Source organism: Allorhizobium sp. DMC15, assembly GCF_056314065.1.
In genome coordinates this window covers 1,335,833-1,352,903 of sequence record NZ_JBQUZB010000001.1, presented here as the reverse complement: position 1 = coordinate 1,352,903, position 17,071 = coordinate 1,335,833, and the positions used below count along the sequence as shown (strand labels likewise).

At 62.8% G+C, this 17,071-nt stretch carries 18 protein-coding genes; 12 read left to right on the top strand and 6 right to left on the bottom strand.

The window, feature by feature from the left end; all coding sequences use genetic code 11:
• Positions 1-16: 16 nt before the first annotated feature.
• The 4 genes from ACT53S_RS06660 to ACT53S_RS06645 all read right to left on the bottom strand — a co-directional run bounded on the left by ACT53S_RS06660 (position 17) and on the right by ACT53S_RS06645 (position 4,438).
• Positions 17-424 carry a winged helix-turn-helix transcriptional regulator gene (locus ACT53S_RS06660; protein WP_113378478.1) on the bottom strand — a complete coding sequence of 136 codons (408 nt, stop codon included), beginning with the start codon at positions 422-424 and terminating at the stop codon, positions 17-19.
• A 304-nt stretch (positions 425-728) separates the two neighbouring features.
• The gene (locus ACT53S_RS06655; protein WP_113378479.1) at positions 729-1,343 is read right to left on the bottom strand and encodes a L,D-transpeptidase; all 615 of its coding nucleotides are present in this window, start codon (positions 1,341-1,343) and stop codon (positions 729-731) included.
• 142 nt (positions 1,344-1,485) lie between these two features.
• Positions 1,486-2,616: a low temperature requirement protein A gene (locus ACT53S_RS06650; RefSeq protein ID WP_476066374.1), complete on the bottom strand. Its 1,131-nt coding sequence runs from the start codon at positions 2,614-2,616 to the stop codon at positions 1,486-1,488.
• Positions 2,617-2,773: 157 nt separating this feature from the next.
• Positions 2,774-4,438, bottom strand: a complete 1,665-nt coding sequence (locus tag ACT53S_RS06645; protein WP_476066373.1) for an electron transfer flavoprotein-ubiquinone oxidoreductase — start codon at positions 4,436-4,438, stop codon at positions 2,774-2,776.
• A gap of 333 nt (positions 4,439-4,771) precedes the next feature.
• Between ACT53S_RS06645 and ACT53S_RS06640 the strand changes: the two genes are divergently transcribed.
• From ACT53S_RS06640 to ACT53S_RS06595, 10 genes are all read left to right on the top strand, one after another.
• Entirely contained in the window at positions 4,772-5,683 is a 912-nt protein-coding gene (locus tag ACT53S_RS06640) for an NAD(P)-dependent oxidoreductase (protein WP_476066372.1), read from the top strand.
• 90 nt (positions 5,684-5,773) lie between these two features.
• On the top strand, positions 5,774-6,541 hold the full coding sequence (locus ACT53S_RS06635; RefSeq protein WP_476066371.1) for an FAD-binding oxidoreductase: 768 nt from the start codon (positions 5,774-5,776) through the stop codon (positions 6,539-6,541).
• On the top strand, positions 6,542-7,177 hold the full coding sequence (locus ACT53S_RS06630) for an FAD-binding oxidoreductase (protein WP_476066370.1): 636 nt from the start codon (positions 6,542-6,544) through the stop codon (positions 7,175-7,177).
• Between the two features lie 92 nt (positions 7,178-7,269).
• On the top strand, positions 7,270-8,055 hold the full coding sequence (locus ACT53S_RS06625) for an SDR family oxidoreductase (protein ID WP_476066369.1): 786 nt from the start codon (positions 7,270-7,272) through the stop codon (positions 8,053-8,055).
• Between the two features lie 113 nt (positions 8,056-8,168).
• Entirely contained in the window at positions 8,169-8,417 is a 249-nt protein-coding gene (locus ACT53S_RS06620) for a hypothetical protein (protein ID WP_142069890.1), read from the top strand.
• A 93-nt stretch (positions 8,418-8,510) separates the two neighbouring features.
• The gene (locus ACT53S_RS06615) at positions 8,511-8,711 is read left to right on the top strand and encodes a hypothetical protein (RefSeq protein ID WP_113378486.1); all 201 of its coding nucleotides are present in this window, start codon (positions 8,511-8,513) and stop codon (positions 8,709-8,711) included.
• A 141-nt stretch (positions 8,712-8,852) separates the two neighbouring features.
• On the top strand, positions 8,853-10,145 hold the full coding sequence (locus ACT53S_RS06610; RefSeq protein WP_476066368.1) for an Hsp70 family protein: 1,293 nt from the start codon (positions 8,853-8,855) through the stop codon (positions 10,143-10,145).
• Positions 10,146-10,445: 300 nt separating this feature from the next.
• Entirely contained in the window at positions 10,446-11,333 is an 888-nt protein-coding gene (locus tag ACT53S_RS06605) for a uracil-DNA glycosylase (RefSeq protein ID WP_476066367.1), read from the top strand.
• Between the two features lie 151 nt (positions 11,334-11,484).
• Positions 11,485-11,676, top strand: coding sequence for a hypothetical protein (locus ACT53S_RS06600; RefSeq protein ID WP_113378491.1), 192 nt, complete (start codon positions 11,485-11,487; stop codon positions 11,674-11,676).
• A gap of 143 nt (positions 11,677-11,819) precedes the next feature.
• On the top strand, positions 11,820-11,978 hold the full coding sequence (locus tag ACT53S_RS06595; protein WP_476066366.1) for a hypothetical protein: 159 nt from the start codon (positions 11,820-11,822) through the stop codon (positions 11,976-11,978).
• 87 nt (positions 11,979-12,065) lie between these two features.
• On the opposite strand, the gene ACT53S_RS06590 is transcribed toward ACT53S_RS06595, so the two are convergent.
• Positions 12,066-12,962 (bottom strand): hypothetical protein, encoded by an 897-nt coding sequence (locus ACT53S_RS06590; RefSeq protein ID WP_113378492.1) that lies wholly within the window; start codon positions 12,960-12,962, stop codon positions 12,066-12,068.
• A 334-nt stretch (positions 12,963-13,296) separates the two neighbouring features.
• Between ACT53S_RS06590 and ACT53S_RS06585 the strand changes: the two genes are divergently transcribed.
• Positions 13,297-14,526 (top strand): MFS transporter, encoded by a 1,230-nt coding sequence (locus ACT53S_RS06585; RefSeq protein WP_113378493.1) that lies wholly within the window; start codon positions 13,297-13,299, stop codon positions 14,524-14,526.
• A gap of 18 nt (positions 14,527-14,544) precedes the next feature.
• Here the strand turns inward: ACT53S_RS06585 and ACT53S_RS06580 are convergent, their stop codons facing one another.
• The gene (locus ACT53S_RS06580) at positions 14,545-15,483 is read right to left on the bottom strand and encodes a DMT family transporter (RefSeq protein ID WP_113378494.1); all 939 of its coding nucleotides are present in this window, start codon (positions 15,481-15,483) and stop codon (positions 14,545-14,547) included.
• Positions 15,484-15,774: 291 nt separating this feature from the next.
• Between ACT53S_RS06580 and ACT53S_RS06575 the strand changes: the two genes are divergently transcribed.
• On the top strand, positions 15,775-16,881 hold the full coding sequence (locus ACT53S_RS06575) for a methyl-accepting chemotaxis protein (protein WP_476066365.1): 1,107 nt from the start codon (positions 15,775-15,777) through the stop codon (positions 16,879-16,881).
• Positions 16,882-17,071 lie beyond the last annotated feature (190 nt).

Below are 17,071 nucleotides of genomic sequence, written 5' to 3'. Positions count from 1 at the left end.
CCTCGCTCGACTGAGGCTAGGCTGCCGACCGCATGATGGCGGCGCTGCCCGTCGGGCCTTCGCTTGGCTTCAAAGCGGCCCCCTCGACGGCGACGAGGTTTTCCTGGCCCCAACGCCCGATGGCATTGATGACGGGCTCCAAACTGCGGCCAAGCGGGGTCAGCGAATAGTCGACACGTGGCGGCACGACTGGATAGACCGTGCGGGCGACGAGGCCGGCGACTTCCATGTCGCGCAACTGCTTTGACAACATGCGGTGGGTAATCGACGGAAGGCGCTTTGCCAGTTCGTTGAAACGGAGGATCTCGTCTTTCAGAAGATGGTGGAGGATGACACCTTTCCACTTGCCGTCGAGAAGCTGGAGCGTCGCCTCGATCTGGCACCCGCCGAGATCCGAAAGTTCCAAATTGGTTTCGCGGCCCATACAAAATTCCTTCTCACATCTTCGACGCAACCGGCACCCGGCGCGTCTGGTTCCCACATAGCTCCCGGCGGGCGGAACGGAAAGCCGTGGCCCGATCGGATTTTGGTCGACACAGCGTCAACAGGTTGTTTGACGCGCGAGGGCGCCGGAAAGTTTCACTGCGGGGAAATGGTGGCCAGTTGAGGAGTGAACAAGACCTATGGCGTCATTGTGAGAAGGCCGTGTGCCAGCCGGCCAATGTGCAATGAAAAAAGGGCCGCCGAGAGGTCTCGGCGGCCCGTTTCCATATCCGTGTCACGGGCTGTCAGGCCTGCATCACCACGACTTTGGTGCCGACCTTCACGCGTTCGTAAAGATCGATCACGTCGTGGTTCATCATGCGCACGCAGCCAGACGACATGGCCTGGCCGATCGACCAGGGCTGGTTGGTGCCATGCAGGCGGAACATGGTGTCGTTGCCATCCCGGTAGAGATACATGGCACGCGCGCCCAGCGGATTGTTAGGGCCACCGGGGAGGCCGCCGGCATATTTCAGGTTCTTTTCCGGATCGCGGCGGATCATGTTCGGCGTCGGCGTCCAGGTTGGCCATTCGGCTTTGCGACCGACATAGGCATTGCCGGCCAGCGCATAGCCATTGCGACCGACACCGATGCCGTAACGCATCGCGCGTCCGTTGCCGAGAATGTAATACAGGCGCCGGGCCGGCGTATCGACGACGACGGTGCCGGCGGGATGCCCGGTTTCATAGGCCACTTCCTGGCGACGCAGCTCCGGCTTGATCTTCTCCAGCGGAACCTTCTTCAGCGGATGCGGCTCATCGGGCAGATCGCCATACATGGCCTGCTGATTGGGCATGGACTGGCAGCCGGCCAGGAAGAGCGGCAGGCCGAACAGGAGACCGCGGCGGGAAATGGTCATGATTCAGGCGTCCTTGGGATACGATTCGATGCCGAGGAGCCTAGGAATTTATGGTTAATCAGCGGTTAAAACCGGACAGAGCGGTTAAGAGAGATGGCGAAGATGAGGCACGCCTCCCCTCGGGCTCCCTGCCCCTCCAGGTTCAAGGGGGAGTATCTGCCTCAATCCGCCCCTCTGCGAAAAGCATGACGATCATCAAAACCACGGCGGCGGCAAGCATGGGGATGCCATGAAGCGGTGCGACCACGGCCACGGTCAGAGCGACAACTGCCCCCATCAGACGCGCTCCGAGTGGACGAAGGCCCAGCTGCGCACGAAAGGCCGTATCGAAGGCAAGATAGAGCGCGAGCCCGTAAAGCAGCAGGGCATCATTGCCATGGGCGGCATGCGCCTGGCCCGCAGCACCTGGATCAATCTGGGCGGCGATCAGGGCCTTCAATCCTGCAGCCACAAGGATCAAACCGGCGATCATGAAAAGATGCGCACCATTGTAGCCGAAGAGGGCGATGCGCGTACGGCGGCGGTTGTCGGCAGCGGCCATCCTGTGTTCGGCCCGCTGGTCGTCGCGGTCGAAATAACTCCACCAGAGAGTGCCGATCAAAGCGACGGCGAGAAAGAGGCTCGCGAAGTCTCCGGGGCTGTGCGGCAGGGCGGCAAACCCGCTGCCGGTTGCGATGACGATCTCGCCCAGCACGATGATCAGCAGCAATCCGTGCCTTTCGACAAAGTGCCCGACATCGAGCGCGAAGCCCTCGCCGGTATTCAAGACGCTGACTAAGACATAGAGCAGTGCGGGCGACAGCAGCAGGATCCAGCTCCAGCTGCCTTCAATCAGGGAGGAGCCGATGACCAGAGCAGCGGCCGCGAGGTTGAACGGCACAATGCGCAGCATGGCGCGCGCAGCCGACGGGCCGCCCTGCCAGACGAAGGCGGCAAAATGCAACAGCACGATTGCCAGATAGGCGGCACCGAACAGCAGCCTGCCATCCCCTGCACTCTCCGGTATCGCCAGCGCCATCAGCAGGAAACCGGCCAAGGCGGCCATGAGAACGAGACGCATGCTCTTCGGCGTATGGGCGTGGTTGGTGAGCCAGATATAGCCGCCATACATCCACCAGACGAGCATCAGCACGGCCAGGGCATGCAAAAAATCGACTGCGCCGTGGGCATGTTCAATGAGGTGGGTGATCTGGGTGATGGTGAAGACGAAGACCAGATCGAAGAAGAGTTCAATCGTCTGGGCTCGAAACGGCCCCGGCTCTGTATCGGTCATGGCTGCCACCCCTCATAGCCCTTTGACGGCGGCAGCAGACACCGGTTGTCCGTATCCTGTCCAGTGCGAGATTTGACAGAAATCGAGAACGAAAAAGGGCAGTCGCGAGACTGCCCTTTTGAACTGTCGATCTTGTTTCCAGCCCGATGCCGAACATTTACATGTTCGGATAGACCGGCCCTTCGCCGCCTTGTGGCGGGACCCAGGTGATGTTCTGGTTCGGATCCTTGATGTCGCAGGTCTTGCAGTGGACGCAGTTCTGGGCGTTGATGACGAAGGTTTCCTCGCCATCTTTCTCCACCCATTCGTAGACGCCCGCCGGACAGTAGCGGGTCGACGGGCCGGCATAGACGCCAAGTTCGGAGCGCTTCTGCAGATCCATATCCTTGACCTTGAGGTGGACCGGCTGGTCTTCCTCGTGGTTGGTATTGGAGAGGAATACCGAGGAGAGACGGTCGAAGGTCAGAACGCCGTCCGGCTTCGGATAAGCGATCGGCTTGTGCTTGGCGGCTGGCTCGAGCGAGGCGGCATCGGTCTTGCCGTGTTTCAGCGTGCCGAAGAAGGAGAAGCCGAAGAGCTGGTTGGTCCACATGTCGAGACCACCGAGGCCGACGCCGAGCGCCGTGCCAAGCTTCGACCACAGCGGCTTGACGTTGCGCACCCGCTTCAGGTCCTTGCCGATATCGGTCGAGCGCCATTCGTTCTCGATCTCGATCGGCTCGTCATTGGCGCGACCGGCTGCGATCGCATCCGCAATCTTCTCAGCTGCCAGCATGCCGGACAGCACGGCGTTGTGGCTGCCCTTGATGCGGGGAACGTTGACCAGACCGGCGGAACAGCCGATCAGCGCGCCGCCCGGGAAGGAGAGCTTCGGCACGGACTGGTAGCCGCCTTCGGTGATGGCGCGGGCACCATAGGAGAGACGCTTGCCGCCCTCGAAGGTGTCGCGGATCGCCGGATGGGTCTTGAAGCGCTGGAATTCCTCGAAGGGGAAGAGATAGGGGTTCTTGTAGTTCAGGTGCACGACGAAGCCGACGGCGACCATGTTGTCTTCGAGATGGTAGAGGAAGGAGCCGCCACCGGTCTTCATGCCGAGCGGCCAGCCGAAGGAGTGCTGCACGAGGCCCGGCTTGTGGTGCTCGGGCTTGACCTGCCAGAGCTCCTTCAGCCCGATGCCGTACTTCTGCACGTCGCTGTCGCGAGCAAGATCGAACTTGGCGATCAGCTGCTTGGCGAGCGAGCCACGAACACCTTCCGAGATCAGCACATATTTGCCGAGCAGCGCCATGCCGCGGGTATAGGCCGGACCCGGCTCACCGTTCTTCTCGATGCCCATGTCGCCGGTCGCGACACCGATGACGGCGCCTTCGTCGTTATAGAGCACTTCGGAAGCGGCAAAGCCTGGATAGATCTCGACGCCGAGCGCTTCCGCATGGGCGCCCAGCCAGCGACAGACATTGCCGAGCGAGACGATGTAGTTGCCGTGATTGTTCATCAGCGGCGGCATCAGGGCGTTCGGCAGGCGGACCGAGCCGGCAGGACCGAGGAAAAGGAACTGGTCGTCGGTGACGGGCGTCTTGAAGGGATGATCGGCCTCTTCGCGCCAGCCCGGGATCAGCCGGTCGATGCCGATGGGATCCACCACGGCACCGGAGAGGATATGGGCGCCGACTTCGGCACCCTTTTCGAGCACGACGACGGTCAGATCCGGATTGACCTGTTTCAGCCGGATCGCTGCCGACAGACCCGCGGGGCCTGCGCCCACGATCACGACGTCGAATTCCATGCTTTCGCGTTCAGGCAGTTCCATCTCGGTGCTCATTCGTCATTCCTCGCCAGGCGGTGCGTTCCGCCATCCTCCTTGACAAAACCCAACCGGATTGTCGAGCCGAAGCGCGACGCGCCAAGGCGCAAATTCCGGCAGGGCGGTGTGAGGACCAAGAATATCTTACGTGCACGTAAGGGTCAATGCAACGTTTTTGCCGCGCCCGCCCGTCTGTTCAGCGCCTTCCCCCTGACCAAAGCGTGTCGTCCGAACAAAATTTCCGCGCGCCTGTTCCGCCTGCGGCAAATCCTGTCGCTGACCAAAATCTGCCTTTGAACACGTCTGCTCTTTGTCGCAGTCTCAGCCAAAACGCCAGCAGGGGAACGCGACATGGCACTCACATATGGTTTCATCGGGCTTGGACATCTCGGCCGCCACCTCGCCGGCAGTCTGGTGAGGGCCGGCTTCACCGTCGTGGTCAACGATCTCGATCCGAAGAATGCCGACGAACTGGTCGCGGCGGGTGCCCGGTTCGCTGCCGATCCGCAAGCCGTGGCGGAAGCCGTCGATGCCGTGATCACCTGCCTGCCCTCGCCCAAGGTCAGCGAGCGAGTGCTGACCGGCGAGCGGGGCATCCTCAAGGGGTTGAAGCCCGGCGCCACCTGGATCGAGATGAGCACGCTCGACGAACAGGAAGTCCTGCGCCTCGGCAAGGTCGCAGCCGACGCTGGGATCCGCATGCTGGAATCGCCCGTCACCGGCGGCGTGCATCTGGCGGCCTCCGGTGAAATTACCGTCATCATCGGCGGCGACGAAGATCTCTACGACCTGCATCTTCCGGCCTTCCAGGCCATGGGCAAACGGATTTTTCGCGCCGGGCCGCTCGGAAAAGCTGCGGTGATCAAGGTGATCACCAACATGCTCGCCTTCATCCACCTGATCGCCACCGGCGAAGCCTTGATGCTGGCGAAGAAGGGCGGCATCGATCTCACGGACGCCTTCAACATCATCAAGGCCTCCTCTGGCAACAGTTTCGTCCACGAGACCGAGGGCCAGGTGATCCTCAACGGCAGCTACAACATCAACTTCACCATGGATCTCGCGGTGAAGGATCTCGGCTTCGCACTCGGCTTCGGCCGCGAGTTCGGCGTGCCGCTCGACTTGGCCTCGCATGCGATGCAGACCTTCATCCGCGCCCGCTCCGCCTATGGCGGTGACGCCTGGTCGTCGCAGGTCGTGAAGCTTCTGGAAGATGCCACCGGCACAGATCTCAGGGCGCCGGGCTTTCCGGCGGAGCTGTGAGAGGGGCCGACAGGTCGGGAAAGGCCGAGGGGTGACTTGCGGCGACAAAGCTTTGCGGCGAAGAAGGCGCAAACAGATCAGGCTTGCCCCATGTCTTCGCATCCGACTTTTTCGCCCCACGACCTTGCCCGCTCACTCGACGGCCTGCATCCGGATCTCCGGATCCTTGGCCCCGACGCCCTTGCGGGGCGACATCCCGGAGAAGACCTGGGCAATCTGAACGCCGGCGTGATGGCGCAGCCTGCCTCGACGGCAGCGGCCGCCGCATTGATTTCCTGGTGCCGAGCCAACCATGTCGCCATCGTCCCGCAGGGTGGCTTGAGCGGCCTGGTCGGCGGCGGCACAAGTCAGGCCGGAGAGGTCATCCTGTCCAGTGCGCGGCTCAACCGCGTCGTGGCCATCCATGCCGAGGAGGAGGCCGTGGAGGTCGAAGCCGGCGTTACGCTGGAGGCCCTGCAGGCTGCGCTCGCACCGCTTGGCCTGATCACCGGCATCGATCTCGGTTCGCGCGGATCCGCCACCATTGGAGGCATGGTATCCACCAATGCCGGCGGCATTCTCGCCTTCCGCAACGGGGTGATGCGCCACCAGATCCTCGGGCTGGAAGCCGTGCTGCCTTCAGGCGAGGTCTTTTCGGATATGACCCGCGTGGTGAAGGTTTCTGCTGGCCCTGACATCAAGCAACTGTTCATCGGCGGAGAAGGCGCCTTCGGCTTTGTCACCCGGGTCGTCATGAAGGTCGAGCCGATCCGGCCGCATCGCGCTGTCGCCCTTCTTGGCGTCGAGAATGCTGCCCGGGCGCTCCAGGTCGCGGCGCGACTGCGCCGGCATCCGGCACTTCTGCTCGAAGCCGCCTAGATGATGTGGCCTCGCTACGTGCGCGATCATGCGGCCCTGAAAAGCTTCGACCTCTCCTGGCTTGAAGACGATGCCGCCGTGCTTCTGATCGAAGTCTCCGGTGAGACGATGGAAGCGGCCACGACATTGCTGGAAGAAGAGCTTGCCACCCTCTGGGAAGAGGCGGATCTGAAGGGCGGGATCGTTGCCCAGTCCTCCGACCAGGCGCGCCGTTTCTGGGACCTTCGTGAGGATTCGGGCTTCTATTTTGCGCAATTTCCCAATGCGCCCTCCTTCGACGTCTCGATGCCGCCGTCGGCGCTCGACACCTATGTGGCGCACCTCACCGAAAACCTCGCCGCCATCGGCAACGGTCTCGGCGCCTATGTCTACGGCCATATCGCCGATGGCAATCTGCATATCGCGATCGCAGAGGCCGGCCCCCTGCCCCCGGCGATGAAGACGCAGGTCGAAAACGCGGTCTATGCGGGTATTCAAAGCTCAGGCGGCAGTTTCTCGGCTGAACATGGCGTCGGCCTCGACAAACGGTCTGCCTATCTCGCCCATGTCGATCCGGTCAAACAGGCGCTTTCCCGGCCGTTCAAGGCGATGCTTGATCCGGACATGCTGTTCAACCCGGGCAAGGTCCCGTTCTGATCACCGTTCATCCACAGATGGTCGGGCTTCCGATCCCGTCGCCCGCCCGATAGACTGCGGACACAGACATTACATCAAGGAAGGATACTCCCATGGATCTCGGCATTTCCGGCAAACGTGCGCTCGTGCTCGCCGCCTCGCGCGGCCTCGGCCTCGGCATCGCCAAGGCACTCACCGCCGAAGGCGTGCATGTACTGATCTGTGGCCGAACCGAAGAGCGGCTGAAGGCCAATGTCGAGGCCATGCGCGCAGCCGGCGGCAAGGCGGATTATGTGGTCGCCGACCTCGCGGACGCCCATTTCGTCGATCAGATGCTGCGTGCCGTGCACGACAAGCTGGGCGGGATCGACATCCTCGTCAACAATACAGGCGGGCCGACGCCCGGCACGGTCGAGGACATGGATGCGGACAAGCTCTACACCTTCTTCCAGTCGATGGTCGTGCGCGTCATCACGCTCACCAATGCGCTCGTGCCGCTGATGAAGACGCAGGGCTTCGGCCGCATCCTCACTGTCGCCTCCTCCGGCGTGTTCGAGCCGATCCCGAACCTTGCTCTCTCCAACACGCTGCGCGGCGCGCTGGTCGGCTGGAACAAGACCTTGTCCTCCGAAGTCGCCTCCTATGGCGTCACCGCCAACATGCTGCTGCCCGGCCGCATTCATACCGACCGGATCGACGAACTGGACGGCGCCAACGCCCAACGCTCGGGCAAGTCGCTCGACGAAGTGCGCGCTGCCTCGGTCAAGTCGATCCCGGCACAGCGGCTCGGCACCGTCGAGGAATTCGCCGCCGCCGGCGCCTTCCTCTGCTCGGCGCAAGCGAGCTACATCACCGGCACGATGCTCAGGGTCGATGGCGGGGCGGCAAAGTCGAACTGAGGTTGCGGGCGGTAATTTGCCACCTTCCATCCGCATCCGCTAAAATTCTATCGACTGCATGAACGGGCTCTCAATCTCTCGCGGTTAAGGCTGACCGCGAAGACTGCTGGGAGATGAGAGATCCCGAAATGATCGAAGCCGGACATGATGACCGGACGCTGCTCGACACGTTGTCGCCGCGCCAGGAGGAAGACATTTTCGACCCCGAGGAAGCCGAGCCGCAACGCGTGGCCGGGCCGCTGCTGCGGATTGCGGCACAGGGCCTGATCATCGGCCACATGCTGCCACAACTCGCCGATCGCGAGGCCGCTGAAAGCCTCGATACGCGGCCGGGCCTCACCCGGCATTACTTCGAGGTCTGAGGAACGGCCGGACGACACCGAGCAGGGGTGCAAATGCCGCTGGCCTACGCCACCCGTTCGACCTAAGCTCAGGCGTCCAACGGAGCACTCCTCATGTCCGCCTTGCGCATCGTCCTCAAAATAGTCGCCGTGCTCGCCATCCTGATGGGTGTGATCTGGATGGCCCAGGGCACTGGCATTTTTCCCTATCCGGCATCGAGCTTCATGATCAACCAGAGCCCTTGGATCCTCAATGGCGCACTCCTGGCGCTGGCGGGGCTTGCCGGCCTTTACGTCCTTCGCCGCCGTAGCTGAGCTGATCGTCACGCTTTTGCGCTTGCCCTGACGCTGACCCTGTGGCATCTGGCGCCCTCTTCATCGACGCCGGCCAGGCCGGCGCAGGACCGGGCCTGCCCGGCCTTCACTGACATCTGCACAAGACAGGGAGCAACGGCCATGGCACAGGCGCTTGGGCTCGATTTCGGCACGACCAATACCGTGATTGCCGTGGCTGATGATGGCGAGCACACCCATTCGGTGGCCTATACGTCGCCCGCCGGCACCTCCGACAGCATGCGCACGGCGCTCTCCTTTCTCAAGGACCGACAACTCGGCGCCGGTGCACTGCAAGTCGAAGCCGGCTTGGCCGCAATCCGCGCCTTTATCGACAATCCCGGCGAATGTCGCTTCCTGCAATCGATCAAGACCTTCGCCGCCTCGCCCCTGTTCCAGGGTACGCTGGTGCATGCCCGCCGCTTCCAGTTCGAGGACCTGATGGAGGTTTTCCTCAAGCGGCTCGAGGCGTATGCCGGTGATGGCTGGCCGACCGGGGCAAAACGCCTCGTAGCCGGACGCCCGGTGCATTTCGCTGGCGCCAATCCCGATCCCTCGCTGGCAACCGCCCGTTACAACGAGGCCCTGACCCGGCTCGGCTTCCCCGAGATCCACTATGTCTACGAGCCGGTCGCGGCCGCCTTCTACTTCGCCCAGAACCTCAAAGCAGACGCGACCGTTCTCGTCGCCGACTTCGGCGGCGGAACCACCGACTTCTCACTGATCCGCTTCGAGACCGAAGGCGGCAAGCTGAAGGCCACCCCCATCGGCCAGTCCGGTGTCGGCATTGCCGGAGATCAGTTCGACGCGCGGATCATCGACCAGCTGGTGGCGCCGGAGATCGGCAAGGGCAGCCAGTTCAAGAGTTTTGGCAAGCTTCTCGACGTTCCCAGCAACTACTACCTCGCCTTCTCGCGCTGGAACCAGCTCTCCGTCTTCAAGACGCTGAAGGAATTCACCGATCTCAAATCGCTCGTGCGCCAGGCGGAAGAGCCGGAAAAGCTCGAACTCTTCATCGACCTGATCGACCATGACGAGGGCTACCCGCTCTACCAGGCGGTCTCGGCCGCCAAAATGGTTCTCTCCTCTTCCGAAGAGGCCGAATTCCGCTTCGCCCCCCTCGGCAAGGCCGGGCACAAGACCGTCACCCGCACCGCCTTCGAAAGCTGGATCGCCGACGATATCACCCGCATGGAAGAGGCGCTGGATCAAGTCCTCGTCTCGACGAACACCTCCGCCGAAAGCATCGACAAGGTCTTCCTCACCGGCGGCACATCCTTCGTACCCGCCGTCCGCAACATCTTCCGCCGCCGCTTTTCCGAAGACAAAATCGAGACAGGCGGCGAACTGGTGTCGATCGCCCACGGCCTCGCTTTGATCGGCGAGCGCGACGATATCGAGCAGTGGGTGGCGTGAAGGTCTACCCTCCCCTTGAGGGGGAGGATCGGAGCGACGCTCCGGGGTGGGGTGATCTGGTACCGGAGACACAGGGCATCAGTTGACTAAAGCTCCCTTCAACGTCCGTTGCGACGCAAAGGGCTGCCCCTCACCCTACCCTCTCCCCAAGCGAGGAGCGGGATTACCAGCGTCGGCCGTCTCGGCCTTCTCCCCGCCTGCGGGGAGAAGGTGCCCGAAGGGCGGATGAGGGGCGATCTCAACGCCCACCCCCACCCTTTCCATTTGCCATCGCCCGCCGATTGGCACTAGAACGGACCCATGATCCAGGCCAGCGACATGACGCCCGCAGAACTCGCCGCCCTTCTCGCATTCCATGCGGAAGCGGGGGTCGAATGGCTGCTGGAAGACGATCCGGTCGATCGGATCGCGGCTTTTGCCGCGGAGAAGGCAGCGCGGCAAGTCAATCGCCCCGCCGCGGCGGCAACGGCGCCTGCGGGTCCGGCCGCAGCAAGCCGAAACGTCCCCGTGCGGGCCGCCGGCGATCAGCGTCAGCAGGCCCGGCCGCAACCGTCGCAGTCCTCCGCCCTTCCCGCCATTCCGGACGAGAATGCGATTGCCGAGGCGCGTTTTGCCGCGGAATCGGCGCGTTCGCTTGCGGAACTCAAGACAGCCGTCGAGGGCTTTGCCAGCTGCAACCTGAAAACGTCCGCCCGCTCGACCATCACGGCTGCGGGAAGCGCCAGCTCCGGCATCATGGTGATCGGCCCGATGCCAAGCGCCGACGACGATCGCGAGGGGCTGCCTTTTTCCGGCCGGGCCGGCCTGCTGCTGGACCGGATGCTGGCCGCCATTGGCCAGTCGCGTGAGACCGTGTTGATCACCACGATCATTCCCTGGCGCCCACCGGGCGACCGCATGCCGTCGGGACCGGAAACCGCCATCTGCCGCCCGTTCATCGAACGACAGATCGCGCTCACCGAACCACGTCAGGTTCTCGTGCTCGGCAATTTTGCCGCCCGTTTCTTCTTCGGCGAGACGGGCACGATCCATGCGCTCCGGGGAAAGTGGCGCGAGATCGGCACCGGCGGCGGCAGTCTGCCCGCCATGGCCACCCTTCATCCGCAGGAATTGCTGACGGCACCGGCCAGCAAGGCGCTCGCCTGGATGGACCTTCTGGCGTTTTCGGAACGCCTGCCAAAAGCGTAAATGACCAAATAAGCGCCATTGTAAACAAATGATGAAACCAGCCATGCGTAATATGCAAGGCAGGGCCGCATCCGCGCGACTTGCCGACTCAATGCTGCACTGCGATATACGAAGGGCAAAGTGGGAGGGACACTTTACAAGGAAGACCGCCGTGAGCCTTCGGACCCGCCCCATCCACTGCAAGTTCGAGACCCTGCGCCTCGCTGGCGAGCAGGGCCGGACCAACAGCCCCTACAACCGCATCGGTGCCGCCGTATCGCTGGAACAGCTGAGCGCCCGCCATGCCGGCCACGCCGGACGCATTGCGCGTCCCGCGACAATCTTCTCTGATTTTCGCGCCTGACCTCGCCGCGCGGGCAGTCCGCAACCAGCGCCTTGCACCCGTCGCATATCAGCCCCGTCGAATTGTGCGTTGCACAAGTGGTTCAGCCATGAACTAATAAGCGGGCAAACACAGACATGCGCGAAAAGCAGAGGACACGCCCCATGACCATTCGTTTTCATCCCGTCCGCACCCTGCGCCAGGCCATGCACCAGATCGGCCATGCCGTCAGCGCGTCGGCGGAATATTCCCAGGCCGCCCAGCAGCGACAGGCAGCCCTTGCCCGCGGGGAAACGCCTGCGATCCAGCCCCTCGGCTTCTGAGGACGACATTCGCATCGATCGCCGTACCGGCTCGCCCTTGGCGGGCCGTTTTCGTTTCGGCATCCCCGCTTCACAATTGAGGGCGTCTCAGGCCTCGCGCACCGCGCCCAGGCGCGGCTCAGGCTTTTCCAGGCGAACGGGCCCGCAAATCTGTTCGTAGGCGCGGTCAACGATCGAGAACTTCACGGCCTGCCAATGGCAGTATTCCCGGAGGAATTCGCGGTTCAACAGGCAGTTTTTGCGGGTGTCATCGGGCCAGGACAGGCAACCGGCATCCACCGCGCGCCGAAACAACCGCTGCAGGTGGGTGCGCGAAATCATGAATTGCTCGGCGAGCTGACGCGCATCGATGCGACCGATTTCATAGGCCTCGCCGCCGGGGACCGGCTCGACGGCCCGACGCACCAGCTCGTCCATGACGAGCCCGCCGGCCTCTGTCCAGAGGAACAGGGCGACACGCGGCGGCGGCTCTAGCCAGCGCGGCTCCAGGCAGGCGCGCCGCGCGATCTGCGGCTGGACCAGCCGCAACAATTCCGGCCGGCCGCGCAGGGTGGCGACCCTGTCGCCACCATCCAGCCGGTCCAGCACGAGCAGGTTGGCAAGCAGCCAGAGATAGACGGCCTGGTAGGTGACCTCGGTCGCCTCATATCGCTTCGGGCGGCGCGTCGGATCCCCCACGATGCGGACAAACTTGTAGCTCAACAGCTGGTCGAGGAAATTGAGCACCGTGTTGCGGCTCGCCGCATTGTTCGAGGTGATGATCTCGCGCAGATTGGTCGTGGTCAGGCCGCTGCCGGGCTGGCTCGGGTCATATTCCAGCTGCAGGGCAAAGGCTGCCTGGCTCAACAGCCAGCGCTGATGCGACGCCAGCATGCGCGACAGTCGCGGGCTGTCATCGAATTGCTGACGCAGAGACGCCGCGAAGTCTCGCAGGGCTTCCACGAAGTTTGGATGCTCGGCAATGTCCTCAGCAGAATACGCCATGCTTCACCTCAGTTGCCCAGCCTCAATCCCTGAGGACCTGTCAGCCCGCAGAGAAGACTGACGGCCGCAAACTGCGGAGCCGGCGCTGGCTTGTGATCTCTACTCGATACCCTCATGAACCCCTTTCGGCGCGCCTCGTCGGATTGACGCCAGATCACCAAGTGACGAATGACAAGGTAAACGATTTACTTAGGCAATTTCAATCAATTATTAGTTCCTAGCGCCAGTATGCTTGCTTGCAACCCCGCTTTTGCGACGCTGGACGTCGGTTTCGAAATTCCTTAAACGCTCCGATCGGGGCAGTATCGCCCTTCCATGCGCCCGAGGGGTCTTCATGCTGTCCAGTCTCGCCTCGATCGCCACCCTCATGCTGTCCACGCTGCTGATGATGGCCGGGTTCGGTCTTATGGGCTATATGCTGCCCATTCGCTCGTTGAACGAAGGCTGGTCGACCTTCATCATTTCCGTCATCGCCACGGGCTACACCTTCGGATTCACGGTGTCCTGCGTGGTCACGCCGATCTTCGTCCGTAGGGTCGGCCATGTTCGCGTCTTCGGCGCGCTGATCACGCTTCTCACGGTTTCCATCCTGCTCTGCGCCCTCGTGGTCGAGTGGTGGGCCTGGATGATTTTCCGTGGCATGGCCGGTTTCGCCATCGCCGGCGCCTATCTCCTGATCGAGAGCTGGCTCAACGAACGGGTGACCAACGACAATCGCGGTGCGCTGTTCTCCGTCTACATGATGACCTGCCTGGTCGGCTCGATCGGCGGCCAATACATCGTTCCGCTCGGCGATGTGAACGGGCCCGAACTCTTCATGGTGTGCGCGCTTATCTTCTCGCTCGCGCTGTTTCCAGTCGCACTGTCGACCGCCCAGTCGCCGACACCCATCGCGGAAGCCCGCTTCGATCTCAAACGGCTTTATCGCCGCTCGCCGATTGCATTTTTCGGCTCGCTCCTGTCGGGCGCGCTCTCGGGGACCTGGGGCAGCCTGGGTGGCGTCTATTCCCAGACCATTGCGATGACCACCACCCAGGGCGCAACACTGCTCGCCGCCTTTCTCGCAGGGGGTGCCATTTCGCAGATGCCGATCGGCCGCCTCTCGGACCGCATCGACCGGCGCCTGGTGATGATCGGCTGCGGACTGTTCGGCGTCGCTTCGTGCCTCGCCATGACGCTCTTCGACGCGGAGAATGCGACCGCAATCTATGTCGCCGGCTTTTTCGTCGGCACCGTCCTCTACCCCGTGTATTCGCTGAACGTGGCGCATGCCAACGACCTTGCGGAACCGGACGAGTATGTCACGCTCTCCAGCGCCATCATGATCCTTTATGGCCTCGGCACCGTCACCGGCCCGGTCATGGCCGGGTCGCTGATGCAATGGCTCGGCCCCAATGCGCTGATCTTCTTCCTGGCCACCGCCTTTGCGCTCTATTCCGGCTATGCCGCCTGGCGCATCTCGCGCCGCCCGGACACCAACAGCGACAAGACCGACTTCCAGGCCGTGGCCCTGCCGATGCAGGGAACGGACGGGGCATCGCCGCTCAACGATCCCGATCGCTGACCCGCTTTCAGGCCGCGGTCAGCTCTGGGGTGTCGACGCCTTGCGGGCTGCCCGTCGCTCCAGTCCCAGTTGATGCTCGCGGAATATGATGAAGATGCCAGCTCCGACCACGATCGCGGCGCCGAGGACCGTCGTCCAGGTCGGCACGTCTGCAAACAGGAGATAGGCTGCGATCGAGCCGAGGATGATCGAGATGTATTCGAAGGGGGCGATCGTCGAGACGTCGGCGTACCGATAGCTTTCGGTGAGCAGGATCTGTCCGAGCCCGCCGAAGAAGCCTGCCATCGCCAGAAGGCCGAGCGCCCGCCAGGAAAGATCCGGCCAGCCGAAGAACCAGGTCAGCGCCGACAAGAGCGACGCGGTCACCGAGAAAAACAGGACTATGGTCGCAGTCTTCTCTTCGCGCACCAACTGGCGCACCTGCAGCATGGCTGCCGCCCCAAGCGTTGCGGAAATCAGAACCGCCACGGCCCCGACCGCCGCCTCCGACCCCAGCCCCTCGTCGGCAAACAGGGTGAGCTTCGGATAGGAAATGATCGACACCCCGACCAGCCCGACGAACACGGCCGTCCAGCGATAAAGCCGCACGGTCTCCTTCAGGAAAAGCGCCGCGAAGACGACCGCAATCAGGGGCATGGCGTAGCCGATCGCGATCGCGTCCGGCAGCGGCAGATGAACGAGGCCGAAGAAGCCCGCGCCCATGGCACAGACGCCGAGGAAGCCGCGCTTCACATGGCCGAAGGGGTTGTCTGTCTGGATTGCCTGGCGCAGTTCGCCCCGCCAGGCGAGATAGACGACGATCGGCACGATGGCGAAGGCCGAGCGGTAGAAGCTGATCTGTCCGGGCGCGATACCGGAGCCGGCGAGCTTGATCGCGGTCTGCATCGCAACGAAGACGGTGACGGAGAGCACTTTCAGCAGAATGCCGCGCAGGGGATTGGGGTCGGCGAATGCCATCAGGTCAACGATTTCATCTGCAGTTTCGGGCCGGCTCTCACCCGGGGCTCGATCGGATCGTCGGAAGGGTATCGCCAGATTCGGGCTTACTCTTCCCGCGTGCATCACCATGCACCTCCACCGGGCCAAAACAAGGCCAACAAAGCCCAAAAATGGCCGCGCCGCTTCAGTTTTCTCGCAATAGCGCGTTAACCATGCCTTCAATCTCAGTAAACTATGTTTCCTGCAGATACTTCTTTGCTTTGCATTCTCCGTTGCCCATCACCAAAACCTTTTCAGCCGACGACCGCCATGACATCAACGGCAGCAGAATCGAAACAGGCAGAAAATCGAGCCACGCCGCGCTCGATGCGGCTGGTCACGGAAAGCATCGGCCGGGACCTTGAGACCTACAGCGCCGACAATGCCCTGATCGTCCGGCAGATCAGGCTTCTTGCCATCAATGCCCTGATTGAGGCGGCGCGGGCGGGCGAAGCGGGCAAGGGCTTCGCGGTCGTCGCCAATGAGGTGCAGCGGCTGGCACAGGGTGCTGCCGACATTTCCGAACGCTTCCAGGAAAACGTGCTCGACCGCATCCGCCTCAGCCGCAGCATGGCGGATGCGCTGGTCGAGGACATGGAAGGCGTGCGCCTCATCGACCTTGCCCAGACGCTGGTCCAGTTCATCGTGCGCAACCTCTTCGAGCGCACGGCGGATGTCCGCTGGTGGGCGACCGACCATGCGCTCTGGTCGGCACTGGAAGACCCTTCGACTGATGCGGCAAGCCACGCCGCAAGCCGGCTCGGCGTCATCAACCGCTTCTATACCGTCTATCTCGACCTCGTCATGACCGATGCTACCGGCCAGGTGATTGCTTCCGCCAATCCGCGGTACCAGCGCAACCTGAAGGACAAGAACCTCGCCGCCGAGGACTGGTTCAAGGCGGCGCGTGGCTGTCGCAGCGGTGACGACTATGTTGTCGACCGCGTGCGCCGCAGCCCCCTGCACGATCAGCGCGACGTGCTCGTCTATGCCACCGGCATCCGGGCCGGGGGACGCTCGGAGGGCGCGCTTGTCGGTACGCTTGGCGTCTATTTCGACTGGCAATCCCAGGGGCAGGCGATCGTCGAGAAGGAGGCGAACCTTCCGCCGGCGGTGGCAGAGCGCACCGAAGTGCTTCTGCTCGACGGCACCAACATGGTCATCGCCTCCAGCCGCCCCTCACGCGTCTATACCCATTTCGCGCTGTCCAATCCGCAACAGGCACCGCGCGGGAGCTACCAAGACGCCAACGGCGCCATTGTCGCATTTGCCAAGACGCTCGGCTACGAGGACTATGACGGTCTTGGCTGGTCCGCCGTGATCATCCAACAGTCCGACAGCGACGAACTCATTCGCGCCCAGCTGAAGCTGAAGTAGCCGTAGTCGTCGTCGGCAACAACGAAGCAAAAGAGTTCACGCTCCCGCTATTCTTCAACGGCGCGACTTAGGCTGCCCACGGTCAATCGCTGATCTTGGCCAAATCCCAAAAAGGGCCGGCGAAAAATATCCCGTGTTTTAACAATCGTTCAGATTTTGCTGCAATCATCGACACCAACTTGACCCAGAT